A 13,996-nucleotide genomic window follows, 5' to 3' on the forward strand; every position below is an offset into this window, starting at 1 on the left:
TTTATGCCGGTTTGAATTGACTTTAAAAAAATACGATGGTAACTATCACACCCCATGAAGCGACATAGTTTCAGCTGACTTCAGGCATGGACTGCCGGCGGTGGCATACCGATATCCTGGGGTAGCCTGGTGTTGGAACTTCTAACTTTTAACCGGAGGAATCCATGAAATCCAAAAAATCCGTTTTTACTGCCCTTGTGTCTGTTTTGTTCATTCTCTTATCCTTACCTGCTACCGGGTCTGCCCGGAACTGGAAAACAGGGGGTGTGGCCAATCCGGATACCCTGGAGCACCGGACCCTTGAGAAATGGGTTCGCCTGGTAAAGGAAAAAACAAATGGGGAAATCGTCATTGACGCGTTTCCATCGGAACAACTGGGACCTTACCGGGATATGTTCGATAATGTGGTCCGGGGAGTCCAGGAAAGCGGTCTTCTGCCGCTGAGCCCGGAGTTTGATAAGCGCCTCCAGGTGGGCTACACGGTTTTTCTGGCCGAAAACTGGGACCAGGGCCGCAAAGTCTGGAGCTCGGAGGGCTGGATGTTCAACCTGCTCAAACCCATTTTCAACGAACTGGGGGTTCAGCCTCTGGGGGTATTTTTCATGGGGTTGGACGGATTTGCCAGCACCAAGGGACCTGTGGTGCTTCCGTCAGACATCCGGAAATTCGGCATCAAGGTGCGCACATGGAATCCGGCAGACCGGTTGTTTTTTCAGGAAATGGGGGCCCAGACCGTTGACATTGCCTTTTCAGAACTTTTCACCTCTCTGCAGACCGGTGTTGTCCATGCCCAGGACAACGCTCCCCTTATCACCTATGAGCATTTGAGGGATGTCACCAAATTCTATACCGATGTCAACCTGCTGTTTGAACCCGTTGTGCTCATGATCAACAAGGAGCTTTGGGACAAGCAGTCTCCTGCCGTTCAGAAAGCAATCCAGGATGCGGCTACCGAGGCACTTGCCTGGGGAAACGGCCAGGCTGAATCTGTGGAAAAAGAATACTTTAAAAAAATGGAGGACAGCGGTATTCAGGTGATTCACCTGACCGACGAACAGCGGGCCCAATGGAAAGAATACGGCATCAAAAGCTGGGACAAGTTTGAAGAGATCATCGGCAAAAAAGCCATGGACCAGATCCGGATGAATATCCAAAAATAAAGCCTCCCCATCTTCTCCGGGCTTTCCCCCAAATTTTTTTTGGGGAAAGCCCGGAGCCAAAGGTGACCTATGAAAAGTGTATTTTCCTGTCTGTATGCTGCCGTAAAATTTATTGAAAACAATGCCAGAATAGTTACCATTGTGGCCATGACGGCCATAGTCTTTATTCAGGTTGTGGCCCGGCTGATTTTTAAATGGTCATCGCCGGCAATGGAGGAAGCCGCCAGGTTCATCATGATCTGGTCCATTTTTATCGGTGCTGTGGTCAGTACACGTGAAGACAATCACATCCGCATGGCCGGTTTTGCCAGAACCCCCCGGGGGATCGCCTTGTTCAACGTGCTATCCAAGCTTGTCACCTTCCTGTTTTTATGCGTTTTTGTCAAATGGTCCCTGGACTATGCCTTGTATTCCCTTAAAAAAGAAATGAACTCCATTGTTCTGGGAGTTCCCATGATCGTGGTCCATGCCTGTTTTCTGGTTACAGGCCTGCTGATGAGCCTGCACACCTTTTTGCACCTGGTCCGCCAGACCCGGACCGCTTTTAAAACATTCAGGGAAACCACCCCATGACAACATTACTGCTGCTCATCGGCCTGACCATTATCATGCTTCTGGCCGGCTTTCCTTTGTTCGCCTGTTTTGGCGTCGGCTGTCTTGGCATGATCTTCTTTCTTGAGATGAATCCCGGTTTTGCCGTCCCGGCCATATTTTCAGGTCTCAACTCCTTTGTTCTGATGGCCATTCCCTTTTTTATCTTTGCCGGCGGAGTTATGACGGCGGGGGGCCTGTCCGCGAGGATCGTATTTTTCGCCAATTCCGTTGTGGGACGGTTCCGGGGGGGACTTGGGATTGTCACCATTGTCTCATCCGCTTTGTTCGGGGCCATATCAGGGTCTTCTTCCTCGGCCGTGGCCACCATCGGGATCACCATATTGCCCCAGATGGAAAAGTACGGGTATAAGCGCGAATATGCCACAGCCCTTGTGGCCTGTTCAGGCATCCTGGGACAGCTGATCCCGCCCAGTATTCCAATGATCCTTTTCGGGATGGTTACCAATACCTCCGTGGCCGGGTGTTTCCTGGCCGCGGCCGGTCCCGGGATACTGATCATCCTGGCCTATTCAATCATCAATTACTTTTACTGCCGGCGCCATCCTGAAATTCGCATGCTGGAAAAAACCAATGCGGCTGACTGGCTCAGAAACATGGCTGCGGCTTCCCGGAAATCCTCTTTGGCCCTGCTCATGCCGGTCATCGTCCTGGGCGGAATCTACGGCGGGATCTTCACCCCCACGGAGGCCGGATGCGTGGCCGTGGTCTATGCCGTTGTCGTGGGCTCCGCCACCCGGAGCCTGTCCTGGCAAGCCTTTAAAAATGCAGCGGAAGAAACTGCCAGCATTGAAGGGGCCATCGTGTTCATCATTGCCTTTATCATTGTCATGTCCCGTATTTTCACCTATGAGCGTCTTCCCCAGGCCATTGCCGACGGCCTTCTGGACCTGACGGAAAACCGGATCGCCCTTTTGCTGCTGATTAATGTTTTCATGATCATCATGGGTATGATCATGGACGATATCAGCGCCATGCTCATTGCCGCCCCTCTGTTGTATCCCCTTTTCATGAGCCTGGACATCCATCCCTTCCAGATGGCCGCCATCATGGCCATCAACCAGGGAAGCGGCCAGATGACGCCACCGGTGGCAACCAACCTGTTCACAGCCTCAAGGGTATCCGGTGTGCCTGTATCGGATTTTGTCGGAGACTGTGTGCCTTTCCTGTTGCTGGGTAGCCTGCCCGTCCTGCTGCTGGTGACATTCATCCCTGAAATTTCACTTTTTCTGCCAACCCTTTTTTTAGGGAACTGATAACCTGATTCACGGCATCATGCCGATAGGAGAAACAATAATGAACTCAAAGCCCGTTGTCTGGATGAACGATGAATTTATCCCCTGGGAGAACGCCCAGGTTCCCATCTTGTCCCATGGTCTGTCCAGGGGGTCGGCCATATTTGAAGTGTTCGGAACCCATACCCGTGACGGCCAAACTTTTGGTTTCCGGATGGACGCCCATCTGAGGCGTCTGGAAAGGACAGCGGATCTTCTGGGAATGGAATTGAAATTTTCAAGTGAAGAGATTGCCGCTGCTGTCGCCGGTCTGGTCGATAGGAACAAGTGCGGCCGGGGCATCGTCAAAATTGTTGCGTTCTGGGGAGAGGAGGCCGTCATCAACCTGATTCTGGAATCCAAACTGGATGTGGCGGTCTTTACCATCCCCGCATCGGAAGAGCTCGGCCTGGACAAGGATGCAGCCATTTCCGCCTGTTTTTCCCAATGGCGGAAATTGCACCCGGAAACCGTCCCGGTCCAGGCCAAGGCCTGTGCCAATTACCTCAACTCCTATCTGATCAAAAAGGATGCCATCACCCGGGGATATGACCTGGGCCTGACCCTGGGAACTGACGGATTTCTGGCAGAAGGGGCTATTGAATCGGTGTTCATGGTCAAGGACGGGATATTGAAAACACCGCCGCTTGGCAGAATCCTGGCCAGCATTACCCGGGACAGCATCGTCCGTGTGGCCCAAGACAACGGTCTCATCGTCCGGGAAATTCCGCTGCAAAAGCAAGATGTGTACGAAGCCGATGAGATGTTTACCTGCCATACCGGGATCAAGGTTCTGCCCATAAGACAGTTCGAAGACCGGGACCTGAAGGCCCCGGGACCGGTCACTGAAAAAATTTGCCGGCTCATGGAAAACGTCATGGCATTGGGAGATCCACGCTATGCCGACTGGTTTCAGAAACTGTCCTAAAAAGATGACAGAATCTAAAAGAACATTAGACCTTACTACAGTTTTGAAAAGCGGACTTGCTGAATTCAATTGTTCAGGAATTCTGTGCGCACTCAACGACTGCGGAAAAATTTATACTTACTCTTCTGGTTCTATTTCAACAGAGGAACATAACAAGCAATTCTACATTTACAGCATAACGAAAACATTCACTGCTACAGCGATCCTATTATTGTGTGAACAAAAGGGAGATTTTCTGAACAGAACATTTATATCTTTCTTTCCTGATTTGAAAATACCTCCAAATATCACAATTCGTCACTTACTAAACCATAGCAGTGGATTACCCGACTACGGATCAAAAGAGTATGAGGATGCAGTATATTTGAATCCAGACAAACCATGGAGTTACGAGAAACTAATGGCGTATGGATTGAAAAATACCCCACTTTTTGATGCTGGAACAGGCTGGGCTTACTCAAACCCTGGATATGGCCTGCTTAAGGAATTGATTGAATTGTTATCTGGCATTGAATATTATTCTTTTGTCACAGAATTTATTATAAAGCCGGCTAATCTAAACGATACGAGACCATTTTTAAGACCGGACTATGAATGCAATCTGTTAAGAGGAAATGATCCACACATTTTAGGCGATTTTCGTACAAAGTATCATCCAGGCTGGATAGCGACGGGATGCTTGATTTCAACTGTTGGAGATATTACCCGTTTTTATCAAGCCCTATTCTCAGGCACAATTATTTCCGAAAGGTCTCTAAAACTAATGAAAGAAACCATAGATGTTCCCGCCCCAGCCCCACCGCCGACAATTCCAGCATACGGGTTGGGGCTTATGCATGGTAGAAATGAACCATTAGGGGAAGCCTATGGTCATGGAGGCGGTGGCCCCGGCTACACAACATATGCTAAACATTATCCTAATTTATTTGGAAATTCATTTACTATGGGGCTTGTTTTGAATACAACATTACCTGCAACTCCATTTAAATTGGCAGATGATATTGTCGGTGAGTATATAAAGCAGAAAAAAAGCGAACAAGTGCATTAACACGGATGTTTTTCGCGCCGCTGTGGTATTCTGGGGACAGTATACCTATTTCATCCGTGACATTATTGAAATAAGTATACTGTCCTCAGAATTGCAAAATTTCATAAAAAGCTTTTTTCAACAGTGAGCTTTATAATATATTAAATTGACTGTTGATTTTTTGAACCGGGGATGGTTAATCTCCAATTAAATTGACTTATAATTTTAGAATCACTTGTGAAGTGTAAAAAATGTTTTTAGAAGATTTACCACCGCAAAAAAGAAACCGATTTAAAATAATTTCGTTTTTAGTTTTACCTGCACTTTTCATTTTCGGATTTTATTTAAGTACCAAATTATCAGAAATTATTTTTGACCATTTAGTGGATATAAAGGGAATCATATTTGTTGGTGTCGTTTTGATTGTCCTTTATATTCGGTCTGTTACTATTCTCTATAGAAAGCTAAAGCAACCAGAGGATCTATAAACAATCACTTAACAAGGTTGAAACTCCGCTTAATACATTATTATCCTGATTTTCTGACTTCATCCTCGTGAGGGAGGTTAATACTATATTAAATTGACTGTTGATTTTTTCGGTAGGGGATGGTTAATCTCCAATAATCTTGATTATCGATTTTTGACCAGCCTGTCTGAATTGGTTGGATAACATTCAAATTTTCAGGATATCCAGAATCACACTTCATATTGTTATGGTGATTATGTTTAAGAAGCTATTATTGTTGTTAAAAGGTATAAGCGAACGAAATCAAAAGGCGTTTGCTGATAAGATTGAATCTTTTAATGATCCCTTAGCTAAAGAGATTGAGTGGGACTCAATAACTCAGGTCCATTGCGGCTTTCTAAACCGCAAGCTCCTGAAAACTAAAAATAATAGCATCTTTTTTATCCCATCTATAACGGCCGTGCTTTTTCACATGGGGCTTATCATCATGGGTGGATATGTAATGTGGGAGTTTTCTTTGCTACGCCCAACGATAGATACTATTGTTTTGTATCCGATTAGTACGATTCAAAATTATATCCACTTCCTGCCGAAGTTGTTATCATCAAGCAAAGTTTGGGGGCATCTTTTTGGTTATGTATTTTTTTTTATGGGACTTTTAGGCTTGTGCTATTCATTGAGGCCAATCGTATTTAACACAGACAAAAGGCTCTACTCAAAAGGATTTTTGTATACAGAGAAAGTCTCTTTTGATGAAATACACGCCATACAAATTATATCGGAGATAGGAAGAGAGCCTGAAGACTCAATTATATATGAACTGAACTTAGTACTTAAGAACAAAAAGAGAATAAATGTGTTTGGACACCCTGAAAAGAAAACTATAGTTAAAGATGCTACTGAACTTTCTCAGATATTATCCGTGCCAGTTTGGGATATGACATAGCTATCCATATAGAACCAATTAGTAAATAGGATTTTCATAGGTTAGTTTCAAAAGCTGGGTGATAATAAATTTAAATTAACCATAACCAGTGCTTTCACAGCGACGGCAAAAAGCAGCCGCGCGTGAAGCACACGTTAAGTCAAAAATATGTATATCCGGTTTGAAACTAATATTTGTTTTCAGGGAACTCAATATAAGAAAGGAATATTCGCTGCGATGGGTGACCTAAAACGAATGAACAGAATGTCTAAAAAAGAGAAAATTTGGTATGAAAATACGGCGGACTGGTTTAATAAAAATTTGCCAAATCCATCATGCTTTGACTTACCAGTTCCCAATGATATAAAGTTCCGTTCAAAAAGTTGGTTTGTGTTTTCGAAGTCTGATTTTTTATCAAACTCAAAAGCGGTTGCCGAGCTTTTACAGAAGCATGGGATTGTGGTTAATGAATTATTATCAGAAAATCCTGGAAGTATCTTATATAAAGATTCGTTTCAAGTCGTTGTGCTACCTGCAAATTGAAAGAGAATCCATAGCTTGAGAGGAACCGGGCTTCCTGTGCGGCCTTATAGCCTCACAGGAAAGCGGTGACTTTGTCTATTAGTCCTGTCTTTTTCTGAAACCGGCCAACCGCTGTATGTTGTGCCTGGATTGGAAGACGAAAATTTAAGTTTATAGAATGGTACCTTTCAGAATAATTGATGTTGTTATTTTGTGAGAGATTTTCAATCATTCTCACACATGATCACGACTCAATTATTCTATAATCCTGATTTCACAGAAATTTTTCAAAATCCAGATAAAAGTTTTAAAAAATCATTCTTCCAGGGAGGGAGACCAGATAGGAGGTGAGGAGCAGAAGTTCACCTCCTATCCGGAGAGGACTTCCGGATAGGTTTAGGCGTCTGCCCTGCCCCCTATCCGGTCGGAAATGCATTATAAAAATTCCGGTAAGTAATTCTTTATTATCTTACCCGTGAATGGGAAAACCAGCCGCCTTGGAAGCCACCTCACCCATGATCTCCCCCAGAGTGGGATGGGCATGGATGGTATGGGCCAGTTCTTGGGCGGTGATTCCCTTTTCCACGGCCAGGGTGGCTTCGGCAATGAGATCTGTGGCATGGGCGCCCATGAGATGGACTCCCAGGATCCTGCCGGTATCCTTTTCCACGATCATCTTGGCCTGGCCGGCAATTTCGTCGATTGCCTGGGCTTTTCCCAGGACCCGGAAGTTGACGCTTGCGGTTTCAATGGAAATTCTTTTTTTAACGGCCTCTTCCTCACTCAGGCCCACGGTGCCGATCTCGGGCATGGTAAAGATAGCGCCGGGTACGGCCTTATAATCCATGGAACCGCTGCCTCCCATGGCGGATTCCGCCGCCACAATCCCTTCGTGGGAGGCCACATGGGCCAGCATGACCCGTGAGGGACCCAGGATGTCGCCGATGGCATAGACGTTTTCCACAGGGGTTTCCATGGAGTCATTGACCGGAATCCAGCCGCCCCTGTCGGTTTCCAGGCCGATGTTTTCAAGACCCAGGTCCGAAGACAGGGGGGTCCTCCCGATGCAGACTGCCATGAGATCCGATTCGATCTCAGGGCTCTTTGGATCCTTGGCCTTGGGATTGTCCGTAAACGGACTCTTGGAAAGGGAGATCCTGACCCCCTGCCCTGCGGTGTCGGCCGCCGTCACCACGGTATCGCAGATCAGCTTGATCTTGTTTTTTTTCATTTCCCGGCCCAGCAGCTTGGAGATATCCTTGTCCACGGAAGGGAGCGGCAGGGGTCTGGACATGGCCTCCACCACCGTAACCTCAGTGCCCAGGGCGGAAAAGATAAAGGCAAATTCACATCCGATCACCCCTCCCCCCACAATGGTCAGGGATTCAGGGATTTTATCCAGGCAGAGAATATCATTGGAAGAGAGGATCTTTGCATGGTCAAAGGGGAAATCCGCAACGTTCATGGGTTTTGTGCCCACGGCCAGGATCAGGCGGTCATAATCTAATTCTCTATCCGTACCGTCCTCGGAGGCCACCTGGACAATGCCCCTGGATTTTATCCGGGCAAATCCCCTTTCCACCCGGATCCCCCGGGAGCTGAGCAGGGATTCAATTCCCTTTCTCTGGGAAGAAAGGATCTTGTCTTTATGATCCATGAGGGCAGCAATGTCAGGGGAGACCTTTCCCTCTATGGATATGCCCATTTTGGATGCCTTATGGCAGTTTTCCAGGAGTTCTGCGGAATTCTTCATGATCTTGGAGGGAATGCATCCCCAGTTGAGGCAGGTCCCGCCTAAGTTTTCCTTTTCAACCAATACCACTTCCCCGCCCAGGTCGGCGGCTTTCAATGCCGCCACATATCCTCCGGGTCCCCCTCCGATGATGACAATTTTTACAGCCATGACGCCCTCTCCTCTTTTATTGCGATAATGTTCAGCCAAACCGGTTCAATTTTGACGAATCCAATTTTCACTATACAGGCTTTTCATAAGTTTTTTCAAATAAAATTGATTTTTTCATGAATTTTTCCAAATAATAATTGACTTTATCATCATCGTATCGTAATTTTCAAGTGATTTGATCACAATTGTATTTTTCATAATTCTTTAGGTGGGAAACGGGGCAAAATGAAAATTGACGAGATCAACATAGACATCATCAGGGAATTGAAGCAGGGCAAGAAATCTTTTAAGCGAATTGCCGATAAACTGGGCATCACGGAAAACACGGTCCGGGCCAGGGTTAACCGGCTTCAGCAAGAGGGAGTTCTGGAGATCTGCGGACTGGTGGACCCGGCCATGCTGCCCGGACACCGGGTGGTCATTGTGGGCATTAAACTGTCTGAAATGAACCTGGTGGACAAGGGGCAGGAGATCAGCAATCTGCGGGGAGTCATCTCCGTCAGCGTGGTGACCGGCCGGTACGATCTCATGGTCCTGGTCCTCTTTAAAAAGAAATTCGGCCTTCTGGAGTTCTATACCGAAGAGATTGCCAAGGTCGAAGGGGTCAGCTCCGTTGAAACCTTTGTTGTTTACAAGTCCTATAATCTGAAAGTTCCCTATATCTTTTAACCTGCAATGCAAAGGGCACTGCCATGAACACCGCTTTACAAACCACACCTTTAAACCAATGGCATAGAAACGCCAATGCCAATATGGCCGATTTCGGGGGATATGACATGCCCCTCTGGTATGATACCGGGGTAAAGAATGAGCATCTCTCCGTACTCAGATCCGCCGGCATATTCGATACCAGTCACATGGCCTGTATCCGCGTGGAGGGAAAGGAGGCATTTGATCTTCTCAACTTCTGTTTTACCCGGGACTTGAGTTCCCTGGTTCAGGGACGCTGTGTGTACGGGGCCTTCCTGGACACCAAGGCCCACTGCATTGACGACGCCATTGTCTACAAGTTTTCAGATACCCAGTTCATGGTCTGCGTAAACGCCGGAATGGGGGGTGCCATAGCCGCCCATCTTAAGGAAGAGAAGTCCGGCCGGGACGCCATGGTTGAGGATCTGTCCGGTCGTGTGGCCAAGATGGATATCCAGGGAAAAAACTCCGCCCGGATCCTGGCCAAACTCATTCAAAATCCGAAAACCGTATTCACCAAGATGCCCTATTTTTCATTCAAGGGCCATTTTGAATCCGACGGCCCGGGGGCATCCGAGGTGAAGCTTTCCGACAACACCCCTGTTCTTCTTTCCCGGTCCGGATATACCGGCGAGTTCGGCTTTGAGATTTTCCTGGCTCCGGAGGCCATTACCGCTCTCTGGACCGGGATCCTGGAGGCCGGTAAAGATTTCGGCATCACCGCCTGCGGCCTGGGGGCCAGGGACTCCCTGAGGGCCGGTGCCTGCCTGCCCCTGTCCCATCAGGACATCGGCCATTGGAAGTTCATCAACCACCCCTGGGATTTTGCCCTGCCCTGGGCCGATGACCATAAATCCTTTACCAAGGACTTTATCGGGGCGGACGCCCTCCAGGAACCGGGCTATTCATCCTATATATACCCCTTTGCCGGGGACAGCCTGAAAAAAGTGGCCGCCGGAGAAGAGACCCGGGTCTTTGAAGCCGGAAAGGACGGCGACAAAATCGACCTGGGCCATGTACTCACCTGTGCCACGGACATGGGCATCGGCCGGATGGACGGCCGGATTGTCAGTATCAACACCCCGGATCTTCCGGAAGATATAAAGATCAAAGGCATCAGCTGCGGCTTTGTCATGGTCGAAAAACAACTTGAACCCGGTACCAGACTTATTCTCGAACAGGGAAAGCGGAGCATTGAAGCAGCCGTTGTCACAGACATAAGACCGGACAGGACCGCAAGAAAGAAACTGGAAACCTTTATTTAAAATTTAAGAAAAAAAGGAGGCTGTCATGAAAGAAATGGACCAACTTAATTTACCTGAAGATGTAAAATACACCGAAGATCATGAATGGGCAAAACTGGAAAACGACCTTGTGACCGTGGGAATCAACGATTATGCCCAGGATCAGCTCGGGGAGATCGTATTTGTGGAACTGCCCGAGGTGGGAGACTCCTTTTCCAAGGGGGATGAATTCGGCAGTGTTGAATCGGTAAAGGCGGTATCAGAAATGTATATCCCCATTTCCGGAGAGATCGTGGAGATCAACGAAGACCTGGAAGATGCCCCGGAACTGGTAAACAATGACTGCTATAAAGGCGGCTGGATCATCAAGGTAAAACCCGAAGATCCCTCGGAACTGGACGGTCTGATGGATAAGGGTCCCTACCTTGACATGCTGAAAGGATAAATGCCATGCGTTATCTGCCACATACCCAAGAGGATATCCGGACCATGCTGGCCAAGACCGGCCAGGCCGGGCTGGATGATTTATTTAATATCATACCCGATGAACTCAAAACTAGGGAGGGACTCAACCTTCCCGAAGCAATGAGCGAGTGGGATCTGAACGCCCACATGGAAAATCTGGCCTCTGCCAATATCGCCTGCAGGGATTATAAATGCTTCATGGGCGCAGGCAGTTATGACCATTTTATCCCGGCCATTGTGCCCTATCTGATTTCAAGATCCGAGTTTTCCACAGCCTATACCCCCTATCAGCCCGAGGTCAGCCAGGGCACCCTCCAGGGGATCTACGAATTTCAGACCATGATCACCGAACTTTTAGGAATGGACATAGCCACGGCCTCCCATTACGACTGCGGAACGGCTCTGGCCGAATGCGCCCTGATCGCCCTCCGGAAGAACAAAAAAGCCAATAAGATCGCCGTATCTTCCCTGGTCCATCCCAGCCATCGTCAGATCGTGGAGACCTATATCCAACCGGCCGGATATGAGATGGTGGAGATTCCCCGCACCCGGGAGGGTCTGACCGACCTGGCCGCCCTTGAAGCCATGGAAGGCATTGCCGGTGTGGCGGTCCAGTCTCCCAACTTCCTGGGCAATATCGAAGATCTCGGGGCCTTTAGAAAGGCGGCGGATGCCAAGAAGATCCTGTTCATCACCTCCTTTACCGAAGCCATGGCCTACGGCCTTCTCAAGAATCCCGGAGCCTTTGGGGCGGACCTGGTTGCCGGGGAAGGTCAGAGTTTGGGCATTGCCAAGACCTTTGGCGGACCCGGCCTGGGGCTTCTGGCCGGCACCAGCAAAATGATGCGGAATTTGCCGGGACGATTCATCGGCAAGACCAAGGATGCCAACGGAGATGACGGATACGTCCTCACCCTGGCCACCCGGGAACAGCATATCCGGAGGGAAAAAGCCTCTTCCAATATCTGCTCCAACAACGGACTCAATGCCATGACCGCCTGTATCTTTCTTGCCACAGTGGGCAAGATCGGGATCCGGGAAATTGCCCAGCAGAATCATGACAAGGCCGTATATCTGAAAGCCGGACTGGAAAAGGCTGGGTTTAAATCCGTGTTCAACGGGCCTTTTTTCAACGAATTCGTTCTCAAGGTACCGGATGATTTCAAGCAGAAAAGAGCACAATTGGTTCAGAACTCCTGCACATTCGCAGGACTTGACCTTGAACCCTGTTATCCTGATCTAAAAGGCCATTTCCTCTTCTGCGCCACGGAAAAGGCATCCAAGCAGGATATCGATGATCTGGTAAAGGAGGTGGCATGATGAACAAGCAGCCAGGAACAAGCGGTCTGATCTTTAATGAACCCCAGCTCTGGGACAAGAGCCGGGAAGGCCGGTGTGCCGTCTCCCTGCCCAAAATGGACGTGGACAGAAGTCCCCTGGGACCTGAACTCACCGGGGACGCCCCGGACCTGCCCCAGCTCTCCGAACTGGATGTGGTCCGTCATTTCACCCGGCTCTCCCAGTGGAACTTTGGTGTGGATTCGGGGATGTATCCCCTGGGATCCTGCACCATGAAGTACAACCCCAAGACCAACGAGGTCCAGGCCGCCCGCCAGGGATTTGCCGGGGCCCATCCCCTGGCCGGGGAAGAATTCTCCCAGGGTGCCCTCAGGCTCATGTATGATCTGGAGCAGTATCTGGCCGAAATCACCGGATTCCCGGCGGTTACGGTTCAGCCGGCTGCCGGTGCCCACGGTGAACTTACCGGCATGCTCATCATCCATGCCTATCATGCCAAACAGGGCAGGCAGAGATCCAAGATCATCATCCCGGACACGGCCCACGGCACCAACCCGGCCTCGGCCTCCCTCTGCGGATATGAATCCATCAACATCAAATCCGGGCCCAAAGGCATCCTGGATCCGGCCATCGTCGCCGAGGTCATGGACGAGGACACCGCCGGCATCATGATCACCAATCCCAACACCCTGGGCCTTTTTGAGGAAAATATAAAAGAGGTCTGTGAGATCGTCCATGCCAAGGGAGGTCTGGTATATGGTGACGGGGCCAACATGAACGCCATCATGGGGATTGTCAAACCCGGGGATTTAGGGATAGACGTGCTCCATCTCAACCTGCACAAGACTTTTTCCACCCCCCACGGCGGCGGGGGCCCCGGTTCCGGGCCCGTGGCGGTGAGAAAGGATCTGATCCCCTTTCTGCCCGTACCCAGGGTGGAAAAGGAACTGGACACCTATAAATTCGTTACGGACTGCCCGGATTCCATCGGCCGGATGCACACCTTTTACGGTCATTTCGGGGTCATGGTCAAAGCCTATGCCTATATTCTCTCCATGGGAGGAGAAGGGCTGAAACAGGCTTCCCAGTATGCGGTTCTCAATGCCAACTACATCAAGGAAAGCCTGAAGGATACCCTGAATCTGCCCTATGACCGGCCCTGTATGCACGAATGTGTGTTCAACGATGCAAATCAGCAGGAATACCATATCACCACCATGGACATGGCCAAAAGACTCCTGGATTACGGATTCCATCCGCCCACGGTCTACTTTCCCCTGGTGGTGGACGGGGCCTTTATGGTGGAACCCACGGAGACCGAGTCCAAGGAGGATATCGACCAGTTCATTGATGCGGTCAAGGCCATTGCCGCCGAAGCCAGGCAGGATCCGGAGAGTATGCACAAGGCTCCGGTAAAGACCAAGGTCACCCGGCTGGACGAGGTCGGTGCCGCCAGGAAACCCTGCCTGAGGGGATAGAC

At 49.1% G+C, this 13,996-nt stretch carries 13 protein-coding genes; 12 read left to right on the top strand and 1 reads right to left on the bottom strand.

The window, feature by feature from the left end; all coding sequences use genetic code 11:
• The first annotated feature begins 164 nt into the window (after positions 1–164).
• The 7 genes from F608_RS0125735 to F608_RS0125765 all read left to right on the top strand — a co-directional run bounded on the left by F608_RS0125735 (position 165) and on the right by F608_RS0125765 (position 6,936).
• Entirely contained in the window at positions 165–1,160 is a 996-nt protein-coding gene (locus tag F608_RS0125735; RefSeq protein WP_022668625.1) for a TRAP transporter substrate-binding protein, read from the top strand.
• A gap of 69 nt (positions 1,161–1,229) precedes the next feature.
• The gene (locus F608_RS0125740; protein ID WP_022668626.1) at positions 1,230–1,733 is read left to right on the top strand and encodes a TRAP transporter small permease; all 504 of its coding nucleotides are present in this window, start codon (positions 1,230–1,232) and stop codon (positions 1,731–1,733) included.
• Positions 1,730–3,028 carry a TRAP transporter large permease gene (locus tag F608_RS0125745; protein ID WP_022668627.1) on the top strand — a complete coding sequence of 433 codons (1,299 nt, stop codon included), beginning with the start codon at positions 1,730–1,732 and terminating at the stop codon, positions 3,026–3,028. Before F608_RS0125740 ends, F608_RS0125745 begins: the two co-directional genes overlap by 4 nt.
• A 40-nt stretch (positions 3,029–3,068) precedes the next feature.
• Positions 3,069–3,974, top strand: coding sequence for an aminotransferase class IV (locus tag F608_RS0125750; protein ID WP_022668628.1), 906 nt, complete (start codon positions 3,069–3,071; stop codon positions 3,972–3,974).
• Positions 3,946–5,022 (top strand): serine hydrolase domain-containing protein, encoded by a 1,077-nt coding sequence (locus F608_RS0125755; protein ID WP_022668629.1) that lies wholly within the window; start codon positions 3,946–3,948, stop codon positions 5,020–5,022. The genes F608_RS0125750 and F608_RS0125755 overlap by 29 nt, the downstream gene beginning before the upstream one ends.
• A 702-nt stretch (positions 5,023–5,724) precedes the next feature.
• The gene (locus F608_RS0125760) at positions 5,725–6,414 is read left to right on the top strand and encodes a hypothetical protein (RefSeq protein WP_153307605.1); all 690 of its coding nucleotides are present in this window, start codon (positions 5,725–5,727) and stop codon (positions 6,412–6,414) included.
• Between the two features lie 216 nt (positions 6,415–6,630).
• A complete protein-coding gene (locus F608_RS0125765; protein WP_022668631.1) occupies positions 6,631–6,936 on the top strand; it encodes a hypothetical protein in 306 nt (101 codons plus the stop codon).
• Positions 6,937–7,384: 448 nt separating this feature from the next.
• Here F608_RS0125765 and lpdA read toward each other — a convergent pair whose 3' ends face one another.
• The gene (lpdA, locus tag F608_RS0125770) at positions 7,385–8,818 is read right to left on the bottom strand and encodes a dihydrolipoyl dehydrogenase (RefSeq protein ID WP_022668632.1); all 1,434 of its coding nucleotides are present in this window, start codon (positions 8,816–8,818) and stop codon (positions 7,385–7,387) included.
• Between the two features lie 225 nt (positions 8,819–9,043).
• Between lpdA and F608_RS0125775 the strand changes: the two genes are divergently transcribed.
• The 5 genes from F608_RS0125775 to gcvPB are packed head-to-tail and all read left to right on the top strand — an operon-like array spanning position 9,044 to position 13,994.
• Positions 9,044–9,487 carry an Lrp/AsnC family transcriptional regulator gene (locus tag F608_RS0125775; RefSeq protein ID WP_022668633.1) on the top strand — a complete coding sequence of 148 codons (444 nt, stop codon included), beginning with the start codon at positions 9,044–9,046 and terminating at the stop codon, positions 9,485–9,487.
• Positions 9,488–9,510: 23 nt separating this feature from the next.
• On the top strand, positions 9,511–10,773 hold the full coding sequence (locus tag F608_RS0125780; RefSeq protein WP_022668634.1) for an aminomethyl transferase family protein: 1,263 nt from the start codon (positions 9,511–9,513) through the stop codon (positions 10,771–10,773).
• Positions 10,774–10,798: 25 nt separating this feature from the next.
• Complete coding sequence (gcvH, locus tag F608_RS0125785; RefSeq protein ID WP_022668635.1) at positions 10,799–11,197, top strand: glycine cleavage system protein GcvH; 399 nt, start codon at positions 10,799–10,801, stop codon at positions 11,195–11,197.
• Positions 11,198–11,202: 5 nt separating this feature from the next.
• Positions 11,203–12,537, top strand: a complete 1,335-nt coding sequence (gcvPA, locus tag F608_RS0125790) for an aminomethyl-transferring glycine dehydrogenase subunit GcvPA (RefSeq protein WP_022668636.1) — start codon at positions 11,203–11,205, stop codon at positions 12,535–12,537.
• Entirely contained in the window at positions 12,537–13,994 is a 1,458-nt protein-coding gene (gene gcvPB, locus F608_RS0125795) for an aminomethyl-transferring glycine dehydrogenase subunit GcvPB (RefSeq protein ID WP_027363128.1), read from the top strand. Before gcvPA ends, gcvPB begins: the two co-directional genes overlap by 1 nt.
• Positions 13,995–13,996 lie beyond the last annotated feature (2 nt).

The sequence above is a fragment of the Desulfospira joergensenii DSM 10085 genome, from assembly GCF_000420085.1.
GTDB lineage: Bacteria > Desulfobacterota > Desulfobacteria > Desulfobacterales > Desulfobacteraceae > Desulfospira > Desulfospira joergensenii.